We start from the raw sequence: 14,922 nt of genomic DNA, 5'->3' as shown, positions 1-14,922 counted from the left end.
TGTACAAATCCAAACCATTTACGAAGAATCAAAAGCTTTCGGTGTGCCATTTGAACAGTATGCTCGTGGTTACATCCAAGCCGAAGAAATGGGCTTTAAAGACCAATAAAGGCAACAAAACTCTGGCCATTGCAAATGCAGTGGCTTTTGTTTTGCTGTTTTTCAACGCAACCAAGGAGAGCAAGATGGATTTGAAGTTTCTGCATTATATGCAACAAGCTGGTGCCACACGTTCAGATTTCATTGTGTTGGCAAAACTCATCGAAGAAGGTGAACGCAATGGCCAAGCGTGATTTGATTCATCCACATGAGGCTCGATTACGCCAAAGTTGGGAAATTCACCAAACAAAGCTTTTCAAAGGCTTGGATAGCGAACGCAAAACCACTGCCAAAGACAAAGCTTTTCACGCTAACCGCATCAAATATTCAACAGGCATCTACTACAAAGAAGACATTGCCGATTGACCAACACCACCGCCAAGGTGGCTTTTTTAATGGGAAAACCAACATGAAATACGCCATTCGAAGTGTATTGGTAGCAGTTGCCATCATGGCAATGTTTACTGTTGCCAATACTTCAGACCGTCACGACAACCACTTGCAAGAAATTGCTGCTCAAAAAGCATTCCAAGATGTGTTGGCAAAGCAAGACGCTGAGCACACTGCCTACGCAGAAGCCGCTCACAATGCCATGATGGCACGCAATGCATCAGGTGATTACGGTGAGGTATATGAATATGAGTAACTTTGTCACCTTGGTTTACGATGACGAGCATCCTGATTTTGAAAAACTTTCCACTGTTTCTTTTGAAAAAGGTTTGGTGGGTGCTTCATTCAACAATGCTTTTGAAGAAATAAACAAGCTTGAAAATACCATTGCTCAACTTGAAGAAAAGTTGGCGCAATATGAATAAGCGACCATCTATTTGGGTATGTTTATTAGGTCTGACATGGGCAGTCATCACGCTGCCTGTTTTTTATCTCAAACACAAAGCCAAATCAAAAAAAGGTGGATGCTCATGAAAAGCTTCAAGCCCGATGGTTTTGTCACTACTTCTTCAGGACGCTTGGGCACTGTTTTGGAAGCCTCACACAGTCACAATTGCGGTTGGATTGCCAAAGTGTACTTTTCAGACAATGAAAGCGTCCTGTACTACCAATTCTCAAAACTCAACCACGCCACCAAAGAGCAAATATGGCACCACAAACACCAATTGCACTTGAATTTCAGTGCTTAAAAACATTCAGCATCACACCAAGACATCCGTTGGCCACAATCGCTTTGGTCATCGTCAAAGAAATGATGGCAGCTCAGTACCGCCACGCCCCCATATCAGGGGTGGTGCTGAACAATGGCATGCCAATTGTCCAATGCGTTTTGCCTGCCAAGCGTGGTGATGTGGATGCGGTTGATTTACAGCAATGGCTACTGGATTATCAAAACCAAGAACCGACCAAACAAAAAGGAAACAACATGATACAAGATTTGCAACTTTTGACCCTCGCTTTGTTGGCGTGTGGCTTGACCGAAGAACAAGCCAAAACATTTAATGGTGATATTGATGCTTTGTTAGATTACAAATTTGGCATGGCTTTTGAAGACTTCGCCATGATGGCCCGTGCCAGCCAACCGTTTTGGAGCCTGTTTCCGTACCAAGAGCCTGTTTGTGAACAATGCAATGGCACCAAAATGATGTTTGGGGAAAGTTATCGTGATGAAGTATCAGGCTTTCATTCTTTCCAAAGCCATGAATGTGTCTTTTGCTGCGAGTGAGCCATCATGACCCAAAAAAGCCAATCTGAACAAATCATGGCATTTTTAAATGACCATCCAAACGAGTTTCTAAGCTGTGCTGAAATAAGCCACTTCTTCTCTAACATGGCAACCAAATCTGTCAGCGCTGTTTTATCCAAGCTCTTCACCCAAGGCATCATTAAACGAAATGGCAATGCCTATGGTATTGGTCAAGGCGGTTGGTTTTACGGCCATGAGCCGACACCCACCAAAAAATGCGCTGTTTGCGACACCGTCAAGAAGCTTTACAGCTTTCCAAAAGATTCATCATGTAAAGATGGTCGTACTGATATTTGCAGACTGTGCACCAATCAATTGCCAAAAAATCCAACTCAAGATTTATTGGTTGATTTATTGGCGGCCATGCCAGCTACTTTACCTCACCGCAAAGCCAATAGTATCTAAAGCAGACACAATTTCAGTAAGCACTCTAAAAAAATTGCTTAATGCTTTAAAACTCAATAACATCTATTCAAAATCAAAAGATATCTGTTTTTATCCATCTGTTTTTATCCAAAGGAATGAAGATGAAAATACACATGATTGTTGCTGCAGTTGTAGCTACTCTGTCCGTACAAGCATGGGCAGTGTCTCAACAAGATGTTGAATTTGCCAACCGCCAATGCGCCCAACGTGGTGAACCTGCCAAATGCCGTATCGCTCGTGATTTGTCCCGCGCTTACAACCAACAGCAACGTGATCAATTGGAATACGATGCTGCAGTACGTTCAGGTCGTCCAATGAATGGTAGTGTGAATGTCTACATCGATGCACCATCTTATCCTGGTGAACTTGGTGAGTACCGTTGGAATCACCAACGTGGGCAGTATTGCTATCACAACCGAAGCGGCAGTGTGAATCGCTGCGTTAAATAACCCACGCCACCTACCAAATAAGCCGCCTAATAAGCGGCTTAATTTTTTACAGGACGCTTGTTTCATGCTTACTTTATCAGAACGCCTTGCTGCACAGCGAGAAGCCAAAAAGCAATTGGAGGCTGAACGTAAATCCAAACAAAAAGCGGCACAAGATAAAAAGGGACGTACTCGCCCATTCAAAACATATTCAGGTACCAACGCCAATTTTGCTGAAATACATCGTGAAAAAATGACTTGGACGGGCCCGCACGTTACCCATCGCTTGAGCGATGAGCAACAACTGAACACAGCCTTGAAATACCACCTTGCCTTATCACAAGTCATCCAAAGCAACAGCGTTTGGGGACGCTTCCAATTAGACATCTTGATTGAAATGAACCACTTTTTGGCACGTCTTTACCAAGAGACTGATTTGGCAGAGTTGTGCAATCAAGCATTCGATGAGCTGAAACAAATCACTGAAATCAATTCCAAGAATGCACGCAAAATGAAATGCAAAGCTTTGACCAAATTGATTGATTGGTTCAGTGCTGATTTGCAAATCACGCCTGAGTTGGTATTGACCGTCGCTGAAAGCCACGCCGATTGTTATTTGACTTCGTACTACGGTCGCCAAGTCATGAACTTGCCTGTCTTGCCATATTTCATTGAGTTTTTAGATGGCTTGGGTTTAACGCGATTGAGTAAGCGAGTCGGTCAAACTGAAAACGCCACCAAATTGGAAGTCATCAGCATTGCAGTGGCACTCAATCGCATGCACCACAAAGAAGTCGATTGGGTTCTGGATGAAAACGCCACCTTTGGCGACATCCGAAAGCACAAACTGGCATTGGCCAAAGCAGCCAAAGCCATTTACGCATGCTGCCAAAATTGCGAACAAGTCGTGATTCAAAATGCGGCAATGTACGGTTTCCCATCATTTATTGACAACCCTCTGCCTGCAGTGGCTTAAGGAACATTCCAATGAAAAAAGTTTGGGTAAACAGATTCAATCATGATGGTTCAATGAAACCAATGCGTGAATGGGAATTATGGCGATGTGGTAAATCACAGACGCACACATACACATGCGGTTTTGGTCGTAGTCGAGATTTCGATAGAGATGGGCTGCCTCTGCGAAATTGCTTTATAGATGAACAAGGCAGGGTGTCGGATGCAGGCTGTTACTTTTACGAATACATCGGCGACCAACGCGGCGATGGCTGGTTTTATGTTGCCGATGGGGATTTGCCGCCATCTCAGCTGGATGATTCATTGATAGTGAATGTGTTATTTGAGAAAGAAGGGGTATTGCAGTCAATTCCAGCCTTGTCAGTTCATAAGCATTCAAAACGAATTATCTGCTGGCAACCAATCACGCCGCCTAAATTTTTATGATGTTTTGAAGCTCACACCGCATAAGCCGCTTTATGGTCATGTGTCAGGAAAGCGAAGCGATACGCACTGGATTGTGTTTATGAAATAACCCACCTTGATTGGTGGGTATTTTTTTGGAGTAAATCAGTGGCATTTTTCACAATTGGCAAGGCCTCTAGCGGGGCTGTTTTTTTTAAGCGCGATGTAGTTGGCGCTGATTTGTGGGCTTTGGTAACTGCAGCTTTAGGCATCGTGCACAAGCGTATTGAGCATGCTGATGAGCAAATCTTGTTGGCCTTGGATGTCGCAGAACACTTTATTCAACAAAGAGCAGACTGCAGGTTATCAACCACCAATCCCGCAAGATTTATCACTGTTTTCGAAGATGGAAAATCCATTTCAGCAAATTGGCATTGTGATAACCAAGAGTTGTTACACATCATCACCGCATTGTTTTATCAGCTCATTCAAGACAGAGCAATCAAAGAACAATTAGATGATGAAAGTTGGCGAGAAAAAATCATTAAAAGCGTACACATTGAAATTCAGGCCGCAATCATCGCTGCTAAGGTCATTCACAAACTCGTTACATCAAAAACATAATTGGAAAAATCATGATTAAAATTGAACCTGTTTTGATCAAACAAAAAACGGCGATGGAGATTGCCGATATTAAGAGTGTGAACACACTTAAAAAACGAATTGCAGCAGGCGAATTTCCTGAGCCTATTTATAAAGAAGGACGACGTTGGTATTCTTATGCTGCCGTGAAGGCAGCACTTGAAGCAGAAGTAATACGCCTAAGCAGTTAAAAATCGCTCTAATTTCAACAAAGCATCTCGCTTTTCATCCAGAAAATCATAAGCGTTATAATGCTTATCTTGCACGCCACCAATGCCATGGCTTTGCAAATATCCACGAATCTCCCCACTGATTTTGAGGCTTGCCAGCAAGGTTTCTACTCCTGACCTGGTGCGCTTCAAAGTAAAGTTCTCAATTTCATCCCCTACCGCAAATTTTGCCCAATGGCTTAATGTCGTTGGTTCCAAATGATTGACTTCATCTGTAGATAAAACCCACTGATCTGAATCACCTTGTAATATATCCAGCTGCTCACGAATTAAATCGGTAATAGGCAAATAATATGGTCTTGGTGCCCGACTTTTGCCTTTTAGATCCTGCAAAATCAAATATTCTTCACGAACATCCTTATGATTTAAGCGTACCAATTGAATGATTCGAGGTGCACCCAAAAGCAAATGCAGCTTCAATGCAGCTTGTTTACGCGGGTGGGCCACATGATTAAGCAATTGCCAATATTGCTTCATTTCACCACCATCAAGCGGATTTTTATCTGCACGATTGGCATCACTGTTTTGACCTACAATAGACACTGGGTTAATGGTCAATTCAAACGCAATCAACTGCTGTGGCAAACTTGGATTGTATTTGGCCTCGAGCGCAATTTGGAATGCTGCATGCAAATAAGAGCGGATTTTGTTGGCTGTACGACCTTTACCATCCAAATGAATGGGTCTGATGATATTGGCAATATCGTCAGATGAAATATCTTTGGCAAATTTCGCAATCAATTCTGGATGTGCATCGATGATATGTTTGCGTATGGCCATGCATACGGATTGAGCACTTGCACGACCATTTGCCGTCAAATAATCAATATAAGCGTCCATCAATCCATTGAGCGTGCCACCATTAATTTTGAATCTTTCAGTTTCCAATTGCTCAGCAATTCGGATAGCTTCTTTTTCAATGCTGACTTCTTTCAAGTAGGCTGCATAACCTCCTTTTTCCAAATACTCTTGGTGCTTGTCAGCCATAGCTGCCGCTGCCCTTGCAGCGCCCTCAATACTGTAACCTTTGCGAGATGGTGCAATAGCATTGCGTGGCAATTGCTCATCAAAACTGCCCACTGCAAATCGGTTGGTTTTTCCACCAACATAAGCCCTGAAATAAAATACGATGCCCTTGGCACCTCGTTTTGATTCAAGTGTGCCACATGGGAATATCTTGCGTACAGATACCCATTTTTGCAGCTCACCTGCTAAAATACGTTCACGCTCGTTCATTTTAATGACCGTCTATAGTTTTAAAAGATGTGGTAGTTTTTCAGAATTATAGACGGTCTGAGCGTGATTGAAAAATGATAGATAATGACAGGTAATGATAAGCAATGTAATGCCAATGCTTGATTTATAAATGTTTTAACCTGTCATTATCTATCATTATTAAAAAATAAAAATGACTCATAATCCCCCGCCGCAAGGTGTGTCGGTTCGAGTCCGACCCTGGGCACCACAGATTTAGGAAAATAAACCGCATTAGCGGTTATTTTTTTGCCTATGATTTATGTATTGCATATTCATACCTACTCAAAAAAAATAGGCTGAAGCCATCAGCTTCAACCCATTTGTATCAACCTCGTCTGACTTTAATCCACATCCGATGCAGCCATCAACGTGGCAACCACTTGTTCTAAATAATCCGCATCCACTTGATCAAACGTTGCAATGACATCACTGTCCACATCCAACACACCCACGCAGCGACCATCTTTCATCATCGGCACCACGATTTCAGATTGCGACAAGCTGCTACATGCAATATGTCCTGCAAATTGATTCACATCCTCAACCACAATGGTTCGTTCTTGCGCCCATGCAGTGCCGCAAACACCTTTGTTTTTGGCAATGCGTGTACAAGCAATCGGACCTTGAAACGGACCCAAAACCAATTGCGCATCTTTGACCAAATAAAAACCCACCCACAACCAGTCAAACTGTGTTTTCAATACCGCTGCAATATTCGCCATATTGGCAACAAAATCACGTTCATCACTGATTAAAGCGACAATTTGTGGCAACAAGCCGTCGTATTGAGCGGGTTTGTCACCATCGATTTGATGCAATGTTTCTGCCATCTTCATCATTCCATAAAAAGAAACATCATAGCATTTTCTAAGGTGAAGTCTAATAAGCGTCCTGTAAGCTTTGTTACCAACGTACCAAACATTCAGAATGTATCTCTTTGATCTGTGCACATCCCATTTGCGCCAGAGCCAACTCCAACTCCATACGCAACAAATGCAATATATGCGCCACGCCCAACATACCAGCCACAGCCAAAGCATGCATTTGCGGACGACCAATCATGACTGCATCAGCGCCCAAAGCCAAAGCTTTGACAATGTCAGTACCATGTCGGATACCACCATCTAATAAAATCGGCACAGCTGCGCCAGTGGCAGCTTTGATTTCAGGCAAAACATGCAAAGACGCTGCCATGCCATCCAAAACCCGTCCACCATGATTGGAAACCACCAAACCATCGATGCCGTACTCAAGCGCCATCTTGGCATCCTCAGGATGGCTCACGCCTTTAAGCCACAAAGGCAAATGCGTTTGTTCACGCAACCACGCCAAATCGTCCCACGTTGGCGCATGTTCGGTAAACCAAGAACCAAAGACCAATTGCTCATCCAACAAATGGCTGGTGTGCTTGTACTGCGCATCAGCATCAATATTGACCGCACTCACGCCCTCAGGCAAAGCCAAAGACGAGCGTTTGTAATGTGCATCTACCGTCCACATAACCGCACTAAATTGTGCATCTAAAGCGTCCTGTAACACTTGCTGCGTCTGTTGTTGACTCGCTTGACTGTACAATTGCAACCAAAGGGGCGGTACAGGCCGCTTCAATTCTTGCGCCGCCGCCTCTGCTGCCAAACGTATGTCTTGAAAACGGCAACTGGACAAAGTGCTGACCACCATCGGTGTTTGCATCGCCACGGCTGCACGCACCGTTGCCAACTCTGCTTCAGGATGCACCAAACCATGATAAGCCACAGGTGCCAATGCTATCGGCACTTGCCATGTTTCATTCAAAATCTGCACAGCCACGCCACCATGATGTACATCTCGCAAAATACGTGGGCGCAAACCATAATCATCGAACGCACGGCGATTGGCTGCCACACTGATATTTTGATCACTGCCTTGCTGAATGTATTGCCAAATATCTGAACGCACAAAATCTTGAGCCGTGATTTCATAATCACGCAAACATTGCAGCGTTATGGGAATTTGATTCAAAGCGGCCTGTAAAATATGAGAATGGCTCATGTTTGCGACCACATACGCAATAAATTATGATAAACACCGCTCAAGCTACGCGCGGCTTCACTGTGTGCATCTGTGGCTAAAACCTTTTGTATCGAACCATCCAAATCATACAAAATTTGTCGCTGCTCACTGGAAGCGACCAAGCTTTGCGTCCAAAAAAATGCCCCCAAACGCACGCCTTGCGTCACAGGCTCCACCCGATGCAAACTGTTGGCAGGATACACAATCGCATCACCTGCTGCCAATTTGACACGGTTTTCGCCATATGCCGTACTGATGACCAATTCACCACCTTCGTACTCATCAGGTTCGCTCAAAAACACCGTCGTCGACACATCGCTGCGCACTTTCATATCAGCATTGGGCATGGTGAAAATGGCATTGTCGATGTGATTGCCATACGCGGTGCCGTTTTCATAGCGATTAAACAGCGGCGGCAAGACTTTCAGCGGCAAAGCAGCAGCCATAAACATAGAACTGCGCCCGAGCTTGTCTAAAATCAACTGTCCGATTTGTTGCGCAATCATATTATCCCGTGGCAACTGATGGTTGGTTTTCACTTGGGCGGCAATGTGTCCTGCCGTCAAGTGCCCATCTTGCCAAGGTTGTTGCAATAATAACTCACGGCAAACACTGACTTCTTCAGCATTCAGCAATTCGGGAATACGTAATAACATAAGTATGCTCCAGACAAAAAGCCCCATCATCATAACCGAAGATGGGGCTGTTTCAATGCATCTTAATCAAGATTTAGAATGCTAATTTCAAGCTCGCAACCGCAGAGCGACCTGCACCGATGGAAGCGTAATGGGTTGAATAAGTTGAGCTGTAATATTCTTTGTCAGTCAAGTTATACACATTCAACTGGGCTTTGGCCATTTTATTGATTTGGTAAGACACCATCGCATCATAACGCGTGTAGCCTGGAATGCCTTTGATCAAGACCGCATCACCATTTTGTGTGTAACTGCCCACTGCGCTGCTTTGTGCATACAAACCGACACCTGCTGTCAATTTAGGTGTGAATGCATAACTGGTCCACAAGCTACCACTGTGACGAGGCGTATTGAAGAAGTCTTTGCCTTGAGCCACGTTATCAGAACCATTGGCATTTTTCGCCAATTTTTTCTGTTCGCTAGACATGAAAGTATAACCGCCATACACATTCCATTGGTCGGTGATTTGACCATTGAAACCCAATTCAAAACCATCAACCACTTTCTCACCCGCCATGCGAGCAACGCCGTTTTCAACAATACGAGCATTGGTGATTTCATTGCGGAACACCGCACCAGTCAAAGACAAGCGATCGTTCAACAAATCCCATTTGGTACCCACTTCATACGAGCGGGTTTTTTCTGGTGACAATTCATTGGCATTGGCAACAGGTGAGCGGCCTGAAGTCGGATCGATACCTTGGTCTTCCATGCCTTGACCCAAGAATGAGTTACCTGGTGTTGAGGCTGTGGCAAAGTTGGCATAAATGCTACCATTTGGCATCGGTTTGTATACCAAGCCCAATTGGTAATTCCACAAATTGTCGGTACGACTAAAACGCTCTTTACCAGGTGCTTGCACGCTCGAATCATAATGGTCAAAACGCACACCTGCATTCAACAACCATTGTGGGTTGAATTCAATGGTATCAAACGCATACACAGAAGTGGTTTTAGTGCGGTAATTGGTTGCATCACCCACAGTATAAGTACCATTCCATGGATCGTTTGGATTTGGGTTGTTCAAGCTGGTACACATATAACCACTTGCCGCACCCACACCATTTTTACATACGCTACCACTACCATGAGCAGGATTTAAAGCAATGCTGCTGACAGCAGCTTTTTCATGTGACAATTCCAAGCCCACATTAAAGCTGTGTTTCAATGCACCCGTTTCAAATTTGCCCGTTAAATCGGTCACATTTTGGTAAGTGTTGACATCGCTATCACGGGTATTAGAACGTCGCCATACCAAACCATTGGCCACATTGCCTTGGCTGTCATCTGGCTGTGTCCACACATATTGTTGGCTGGATTTTGCAGCACGGAATACGTTGCGAATTTTCAAATCATCATTGAAATCATGTTCAAATGTAATGCTACCTTGGTCGGTTTTTTCCTTGCGGAAATCACGGTCTACCAAACCATACCAATTATCACGATTGCCGCCAGTGGTTGGATGGTAAGTATGTGTACCTGAAGTTGGACGGTCTTTGGCTGCTGGCCAGTAAAATGGTGCACCACTTTCAGGAATATCATCTGTTTGATAATGGTAGTAAGACAAAATCAAACGGGTATCTGTATCCAAACCAAATGCCAACGATGGTGCAAAACCCCAATGTTTGTTTTCAGGACCATTGCGACCTGGTAAGTCATTTTTTTGACCCATTGCATTCAAACGCAATGCCACACCTTGGTCAGTTGCCCAGTTGCTGTCTACTGTGGCACGCACATATTTGTCTGTGCCTGCTGACAAATCAAGGTGGGTAAAGTCATTGGTTTGAGGTTGTTTAGTTTCTACTGAAATCGAGCCACCCGCACCGCCACGACCATTGAATGCAGAATCCGCACCCTTAATCACTTCCACTTGTTCTACATTGAATGTTTCGCGCGAACCTGCCGCAATATCACGCAAACCATCTACTGAAATACTTTGTTGTGAATCGATACCACGAATGAATGGGCGATCGCCAATCGGATTACCACCTTCACCAGCACCAAAAGTAATACCCGGTGTTGAACGCAAAGCCTCTTCCAAACTAGCCACACCACGCTGGTCTAAAACTTCACGTGTAATCACTTGTACAGTTTTAGGCGTATCACGCAAAGGTGCAGTAAATTTATTAGAATTTGACTCAGTCGCTTTCATAGGATTGGCTTTTTGTACCGAAACCTCTACTGCGCCTAACTCAGTATCTGCATCAACATCTGCAGCCCAAGCACTGGTAGCAAAAGGCATGGTCAATAAAAAAGCCGCCATCGTAGGAGCGACATATTGGCTGGCATCGTTTTTCTTAGATGCGGGTTTGTTTTTTTTCATCTACTCAAGGCTTCCACAAAAGGTCAACGACACATTGAAAATCGTCTTTTCAAAACATATCGCTTACCCGTATTGATTAATTTGTGATTTAAGTAATATATAAATACGAATCATTACTTATTAGGAGCCGAAGCATACTCCTTCAAAAAACGATTTAAAAGCACATTTAAAACTCAAAAAAACCATTTATTAGATTTTTAAAATCAAAATAAAATCAAAGTTGTCATATTTTTGTCACAATTAAGCTCTTTTAAGCACAATTAAGTACCAATCAATACCATAAAAAAATTCAGGCCGCTGCTAACAAGCGTCCTGAATTTTTTTATAACTGTGTTAAAAACCACACTACCAATATGAATTAGGGTTAACAGCCTTGCCATTTTGACGCACTTCAAAATGTAATTTCACGCCATCTGTTCCCGTCGAACCCATAGTCGCAATTTGCTGACCTTGTTTGACTTGATCGCCTTCTTTTACTGAAACACGGTCATTGTGTGCATAAACCGTCAATAAAGTTGGTGTGTGTTGCACCATCACCAAATTACCATAACCACGCAAACCATCACCTGCATATACTACTTTACCTGCGGCCGCGGCCTTCACGGCATCGCCACGATTGCCACCAAAATCCACACCTTTGTTACTGCCACCATTAAAGTTAGACAAAACCGAGCCCGTTACAGGACGCGCTAAACGAACGTTCGTGGTATTGGCTGCGGTAGCAGGCGCGCTCCAACTAACAGCAGGTTTGCTGGCGGTGTTATTCGTTTGGCGGGTATTGGTCGCTGTATTTGTGGTATTGCGACGAGGCGTTGAACTAACGTTATTGCTCACACGCAATAATTGACCCACTTCAATTTGACCGGGGTTACTCAATTGATTCCAACGACTCAAGGTAGAAACCGTTTGGTTATAACGCAAACCAATGCGGTACAAGTTTTCTCCTCTTTGTACCCGATGGTATCCCGCAGGCACAGAAGCATTATCTGGTACAGCAGTTCTTAAACCACCATGACCCGATTGAATCGGTGCTGCACTTTGACAAGCACTCAAACCCAGAACCAATAAGCCTACACAAGGCCACAAAGCAATTTTTTTCATGGGTTGAATCATACCTGTGCAAAGAAATGCCAAGCAAGTCAAAAGACCACCTTAAACGGTGGTCTTACCAAATTTTGCATTGAACAATTAGTTTACACGCTGCCAAATTTGCGTACGCCCTAAAATAGACGTGCCCACATAACCACGCAAGTGCAAAGTATTGGCATTATTGGTCAATTCAGCATTGGCTTTATATGTTTTGCCGTCCTTAGGATTGGTGATACGCCCACTATCATACTTATTAGGACCGACATCTTTCAAACCTGTCAAAATCGTGCTGCCCGCCAAAGGCTTACCTTTAAAGCTACTGGTACAATCCTCACACGTTGGGCTCACACCAGCTTCGACACTGAGTATCCTACCAACATACGCATCACCGACTTTACTGACTTGAACAATAGACTTAGGTTGCTTGGTTTTATCGTCAAATGTGCGCCATTTACCTGTGATATCTTGCGCCATCAGCAAACTTGCAGAACTCAAGATACCCAATAAAACAATTTTTTTCATCATTTCTTCCTACTCCTATTTCAGATTGTCACCACCTAATTGGTTTGTTATATGATGGCTCTGTTTGATTGAAACACGTTTTTTCAAACAAGTGTTTGAAATTTTAAAATTCCATACTGAATCTTAAATATTAAGCACATTTAGCACTCTTCAGTGTCGTAACAAGGATACAAAATGCTTATCAGAATCGCTCAAGAAGCTGATCTCAAAGAAATTATTAACATATATAACAGCACCATCGCCAGCCGAAAAGTGACTGCTGATTTAAAACCAGTCACAGTAGAAGAACGATTGGATGAGCTATAGTCATTTCTGGTGTATGACGAACAAATGAAGAAGGCGTATCCTGTTGATTGATTTCCGACCAAAGATTTCAACCAACAAAAGGAATACGCCATGACTGATTCTAACCCAAATGCATTCGTACAACCACAGCAAACATTCAATGACCCATTGACCGATTTGCTGCGTCAGGGAGCCAGGGAGTTGATTGCCAAAGCAGTTGAAACCGAATTGCAGATTTTGCTGGAGCAACACTCACCCAAGAAACTTCCCGATGGTCGCCAAGCATTGGTCAGAAATGGTTATTTGCCGGAACGAACAGTGCAGACTGGCATTGGTGATGTACAGGTGAAAGTGCCGAAGGTACGAGATCGCAGTGGTGACGGTGTGTGTTTCAACAGTCAATTGTTGCCGCCTTATTTGAAACGTACCAAAAGCATCGAAGAATTGCTGCCATGGCTGTATTTGAAAGGCATTTCCACAGGTGACCACCAACAAGCTTTGGCGGCTGTATTGGGAGAGCAGGCCAAAGGCTTGTCAGCCAATACCATCAGTCGTTTGAAGCAACATTGGACGGACGAACATCGGCAATGGAGCCAGCGGGATTTAAAGGGCAAACGCTATGTGTATTGGTGGGCCGATGGCATTTACAGCAATGTGCGATTGGACGATAGACTGTGTTTGCTGGTCATCATTGGTGTGACTGATCAAGGACATAAAGAGTTGGTGGCGGTTGAAGATGGTTATCGGGAATCTGAAGTCAGTTGGTCAGAAGTGTTGATAGGCTTGCGTTTGAGGGGTTTGGAAACCAGTCCAAAATTGGCGGTCGGCGATGGTGCGTTGGGCTTTTGGAATGCCATGGCCAAGTCTTATCCAGACACCAAACATCAGCGCTGTTGGGTGCACAAAACGGCCAATGTGTTGGCAGCCGTACCCAAATCGGTACAAGGCAAATTGCGAGAGGCTTTGAAAGAAATTTGGATGGCCGAAACCAAAGAAAGTGCAGAACAAGCCTTCAAACAAACAGTGGCTCGCTTTGGTGACAAATACCCCAAAGCCATTAACAAACTGGTGAAGGATGAAGAAGAGTTATTGGCATTCTATGACTTTCCAAATGTGCATTGGACGCACATCCGCACCACCAACCCGATTGAATCCACGTTTGCTACCGTACGATTGCGTAGTAAGCGGGCTAAAAACTGCGGTTCCAGAGAAACCACTTTGGCGATGGTGTACAAATTATTGGAAACGGCCCAAAAGCGTTGGCGCCGGATTCAAGGATTCAACTTATTGACCTTGGTGGTCAACAACGTCATCTTCAAAGATGGCAAGCAGGAAGACGAGCAATCAACAGAGAAAGCGGCCTGAATGCCATACACCAGATTTGACAATAACTCCGATTGGATTGGTTCCAAGCCCATCAAAAACCACATCGTCCTATGCTTGTATGTTGCAATACAGACAATCAAATTTTGGCGTGGGGGACGTTTAGCGATTATTACGCTCGCGCCGCTTACGACATCACGGCTGAAATCAGTATTTATGTGTCTGAAACCCAACGCGGTCAAAAACTCGGACAAACCATGTTGCAATACATGTTAGACATTGCGCCATCATTGAACATCAAAAATGTGGTGGCAGTGATTTTTGGACACAACACACCAAGCTTGGCATTGTTTAAAAAATTTGGATTTGCCCAATGGGGCTTGTTGCCACGGGTATGCGAACTCGATGACATCGAAGCAGACATTGTCTTATTGGGCAAACGATTGATGGTTTGAATCTAAAAAAGCGTCCTGTAAACATTTACAGGACGCTTTTA

21 protein-coding genes are annotated in these 14,922 nt (G+C 43.9%); 14 read left to right on the top strand and 7 right to left on the bottom strand.

Features of this window, described 5'->3' with window-relative positions; genetic code table 11:
* Window positions 1-279: 279 nt before the first annotated feature.
* The 11 genes from ADP71_RS11990 (at window position 280) to ADP71_RS11940 (ending at window position 4,841) form a co-directional block, all read left to right on the top strand.
* On the top strand, window positions 280-465 hold the full coding sequence (locus tag ADP71_RS11990) for a hypothetical protein (RefSeq protein WP_104932264.1): 186 nt from the start codon (window positions 280-282) through the stop codon (window positions 463-465).
* Window positions 466-508: 43 nt separating this feature from the next.
* The gene (locus tag ADP71_RS11985) at window positions 509-745 is read left to right on the top strand and encodes a hypothetical protein (RefSeq protein ID WP_171461176.1); all 237 of its coding nucleotides are present in this window, start codon (window positions 509-511) and stop codon (window positions 743-745) included.
* Window positions 732-914 (top strand): hypothetical protein, encoded by a 183-nt coding sequence (locus tag ADP71_RS11980; protein ID WP_104932262.1) that lies wholly within the window; start codon window positions 732-734, stop codon window positions 912-914. Before ADP71_RS11985 ends, ADP71_RS11980 begins: the two co-directional genes overlap by 14 nt.
* Before the next feature lie 105 nt (window positions 915-1,019).
* Window positions 1,020-1,238 carry a hypothetical protein gene (locus ADP71_RS11975; RefSeq protein WP_104932261.1) on the top strand — a complete coding sequence of 73 codons (219 nt, stop codon included), beginning with the start codon at window positions 1,020-1,022 and terminating at the stop codon, window positions 1,236-1,238.
* Window positions 1,196-1,774: a hypothetical protein gene (locus tag ADP71_RS11970; protein WP_171461175.1), complete on the top strand. Its 579-nt coding sequence runs from the start codon at window positions 1,196-1,198 to the stop codon at window positions 1,772-1,774. Before ADP71_RS11975 ends, ADP71_RS11970 begins: the two co-directional genes overlap by 43 nt.
* A gap of 6 nt (window positions 1,775-1,780) precedes the next feature.
* Window positions 1,781-2,200, top strand: coding sequence for a hypothetical protein (locus ADP71_RS11965; RefSeq protein WP_104932259.1), 420 nt, complete (start codon window positions 1,781-1,783; stop codon window positions 2,198-2,200).
* A gap of 122 nt (window positions 2,201-2,322) precedes the next feature.
* Entirely contained in the window at window positions 2,323-2,670 is a 348-nt protein-coding gene (locus tag ADP71_RS11960) for a hypothetical protein (protein ID WP_104932258.1), read from the top strand.
* 64 nt (window positions 2,671-2,734) lie between these two features.
* On the top strand, window positions 2,735-3,625 hold the full coding sequence (locus tag ADP71_RS11955; protein ID WP_104932257.1) for a hypothetical protein: 891 nt from the start codon (window positions 2,735-2,737) through the stop codon (window positions 3,623-3,625).
* An 11-nt stretch (window positions 3,626-3,636) separates the two neighbouring features.
* Window positions 3,637-4,050 carry a hypothetical protein gene (locus ADP71_RS11950; RefSeq protein WP_158667277.1) on the top strand — a complete coding sequence of 138 codons (414 nt, stop codon included), beginning with the start codon at window positions 3,637-3,639 and terminating at the stop codon, window positions 4,048-4,050.
* 126 nt (window positions 4,051-4,176) lie between these two features.
* Window positions 4,177-4,632 (top strand): hypothetical protein, encoded by a 456-nt coding sequence (locus tag ADP71_RS11945; protein WP_104932256.1) that lies wholly within the window; start codon window positions 4,177-4,179, stop codon window positions 4,630-4,632.
* Between the two features lie 11 nt (window positions 4,633-4,643).
* Window positions 4,644-4,841 (top strand): hypothetical protein, encoded by a 198-nt coding sequence (locus ADP71_RS11940; protein WP_104932255.1) that lies wholly within the window; start codon window positions 4,644-4,646, stop codon window positions 4,839-4,841.
* Here ADP71_RS11940 and ADP71_RS11935 read toward each other — a convergent pair.
* The 7 genes from ADP71_RS11935 to ADP71_RS11905 form a co-directional block, all read right to left on the bottom strand.
* Complete coding sequence (locus ADP71_RS11935; RefSeq protein ID WP_104932254.1) at window positions 4,830-6,116, bottom strand: integrase; 1,287 nt, start codon at window positions 6,114-6,116, stop codon at window positions 4,830-4,832. The genes ADP71_RS11940 and ADP71_RS11935 overlap by 12 nt on opposite strands.
* Before the next feature lie 362 nt (window positions 6,117-6,478).
* Window positions 6,479-6,967, bottom strand: coding sequence for a GAF domain-containing protein (locus tag ADP71_RS11930; protein ID WP_104932253.1), 489 nt, complete (start codon window positions 6,965-6,967; stop codon window positions 6,479-6,481).
* Window positions 6,968-7,040: 73 nt separating this feature from the next.
* Window positions 7,041-8,168, bottom strand: coding sequence for an alpha-hydroxy acid oxidase (locus ADP71_RS11925; RefSeq protein ID WP_104932252.1), 1,128 nt, complete (start codon window positions 8,166-8,168; stop codon window positions 7,041-7,043).
* Window positions 8,165-8,845, bottom strand: coding sequence for a Fe2+-dependent dioxygenase (locus ADP71_RS11920; RefSeq protein ID WP_019959346.1), 681 nt, complete (start codon window positions 8,843-8,845; stop codon window positions 8,165-8,167). Before ADP71_RS11920 ends, ADP71_RS11925 begins: the two co-directional genes overlap by 4 nt.
* 73 nt (window positions 8,846-8,918) lie before the next feature.
* Window positions 8,919-11,207, bottom strand: a complete 2,289-nt coding sequence (locus ADP71_RS11915; RefSeq protein ID WP_237343021.1) for a TonB-dependent receptor — start codon at window positions 11,205-11,207, stop codon at window positions 8,919-8,921.
* A 345-nt stretch (window positions 11,208-11,552) separates the two neighbouring features.
* Window positions 11,553-12,308, bottom strand: coding sequence for a peptidoglycan DD-metalloendopeptidase family protein (locus ADP71_RS11910; protein WP_019959348.1), 756 nt, complete (start codon window positions 12,306-12,308; stop codon window positions 11,553-11,555).
* Between the two features lie 87 nt (window positions 12,309-12,395).
* Entirely contained in the window at window positions 12,396-12,821 is a 426-nt protein-coding gene (locus ADP71_RS11905; RefSeq protein WP_104932251.1) for a DUF2147 domain-containing protein, read from the bottom strand.
* Between the two features lie 171 nt (window positions 12,822-12,992).
* Here ADP71_RS11905 and ADP71_RS13145 point away from each other — a divergent pair, with 171 nt between their 5' ends.
* The 3 genes from ADP71_RS13145 (at window position 12,993) to ADP71_RS11890 (ending at window position 14,881) form a co-directional block, all read left to right on the top strand.
* Entirely contained in the window at window positions 12,993-13,124 is a 132-nt protein-coding gene (locus ADP71_RS13145) for a GNAT family N-acetyltransferase (protein WP_257793066.1), read from the top strand.
* A 90-nt stretch (window positions 13,125-13,214) separates the two neighbouring features.
* A complete protein-coding gene (locus ADP71_RS11895) occupies window positions 13,215-14,468 on the top strand; it encodes an IS256 family transposase (RefSeq protein WP_104931213.1) in 1,254 nt (417 codons plus the stop codon).
* A 32-nt stretch (window positions 14,469-14,500) separates the two neighbouring features.
* The gene (locus tag ADP71_RS11890; RefSeq protein WP_237343020.1) at window positions 14,501-14,881 is read left to right on the top strand and encodes a GNAT family N-acetyltransferase; all 381 of its coding nucleotides are present in this window, start codon (window positions 14,501-14,503) and stop codon (window positions 14,879-14,881) included.
* Window positions 14,882-14,922: the final 41 nt, after the last annotated feature.

It is taken from the genome of Vitreoscilla sp. C1, from assembly GCF_002951955.2.
Taxonomy (GTDB): Bacteria; Pseudomonadota; Gammaproteobacteria; order Burkholderiales; family Neisseriaceae; genus Vitreoscilla; species Vitreoscilla stercoraria.
This window is presented reverse-complemented; position numbering and strand designations above follow the sequence as displayed.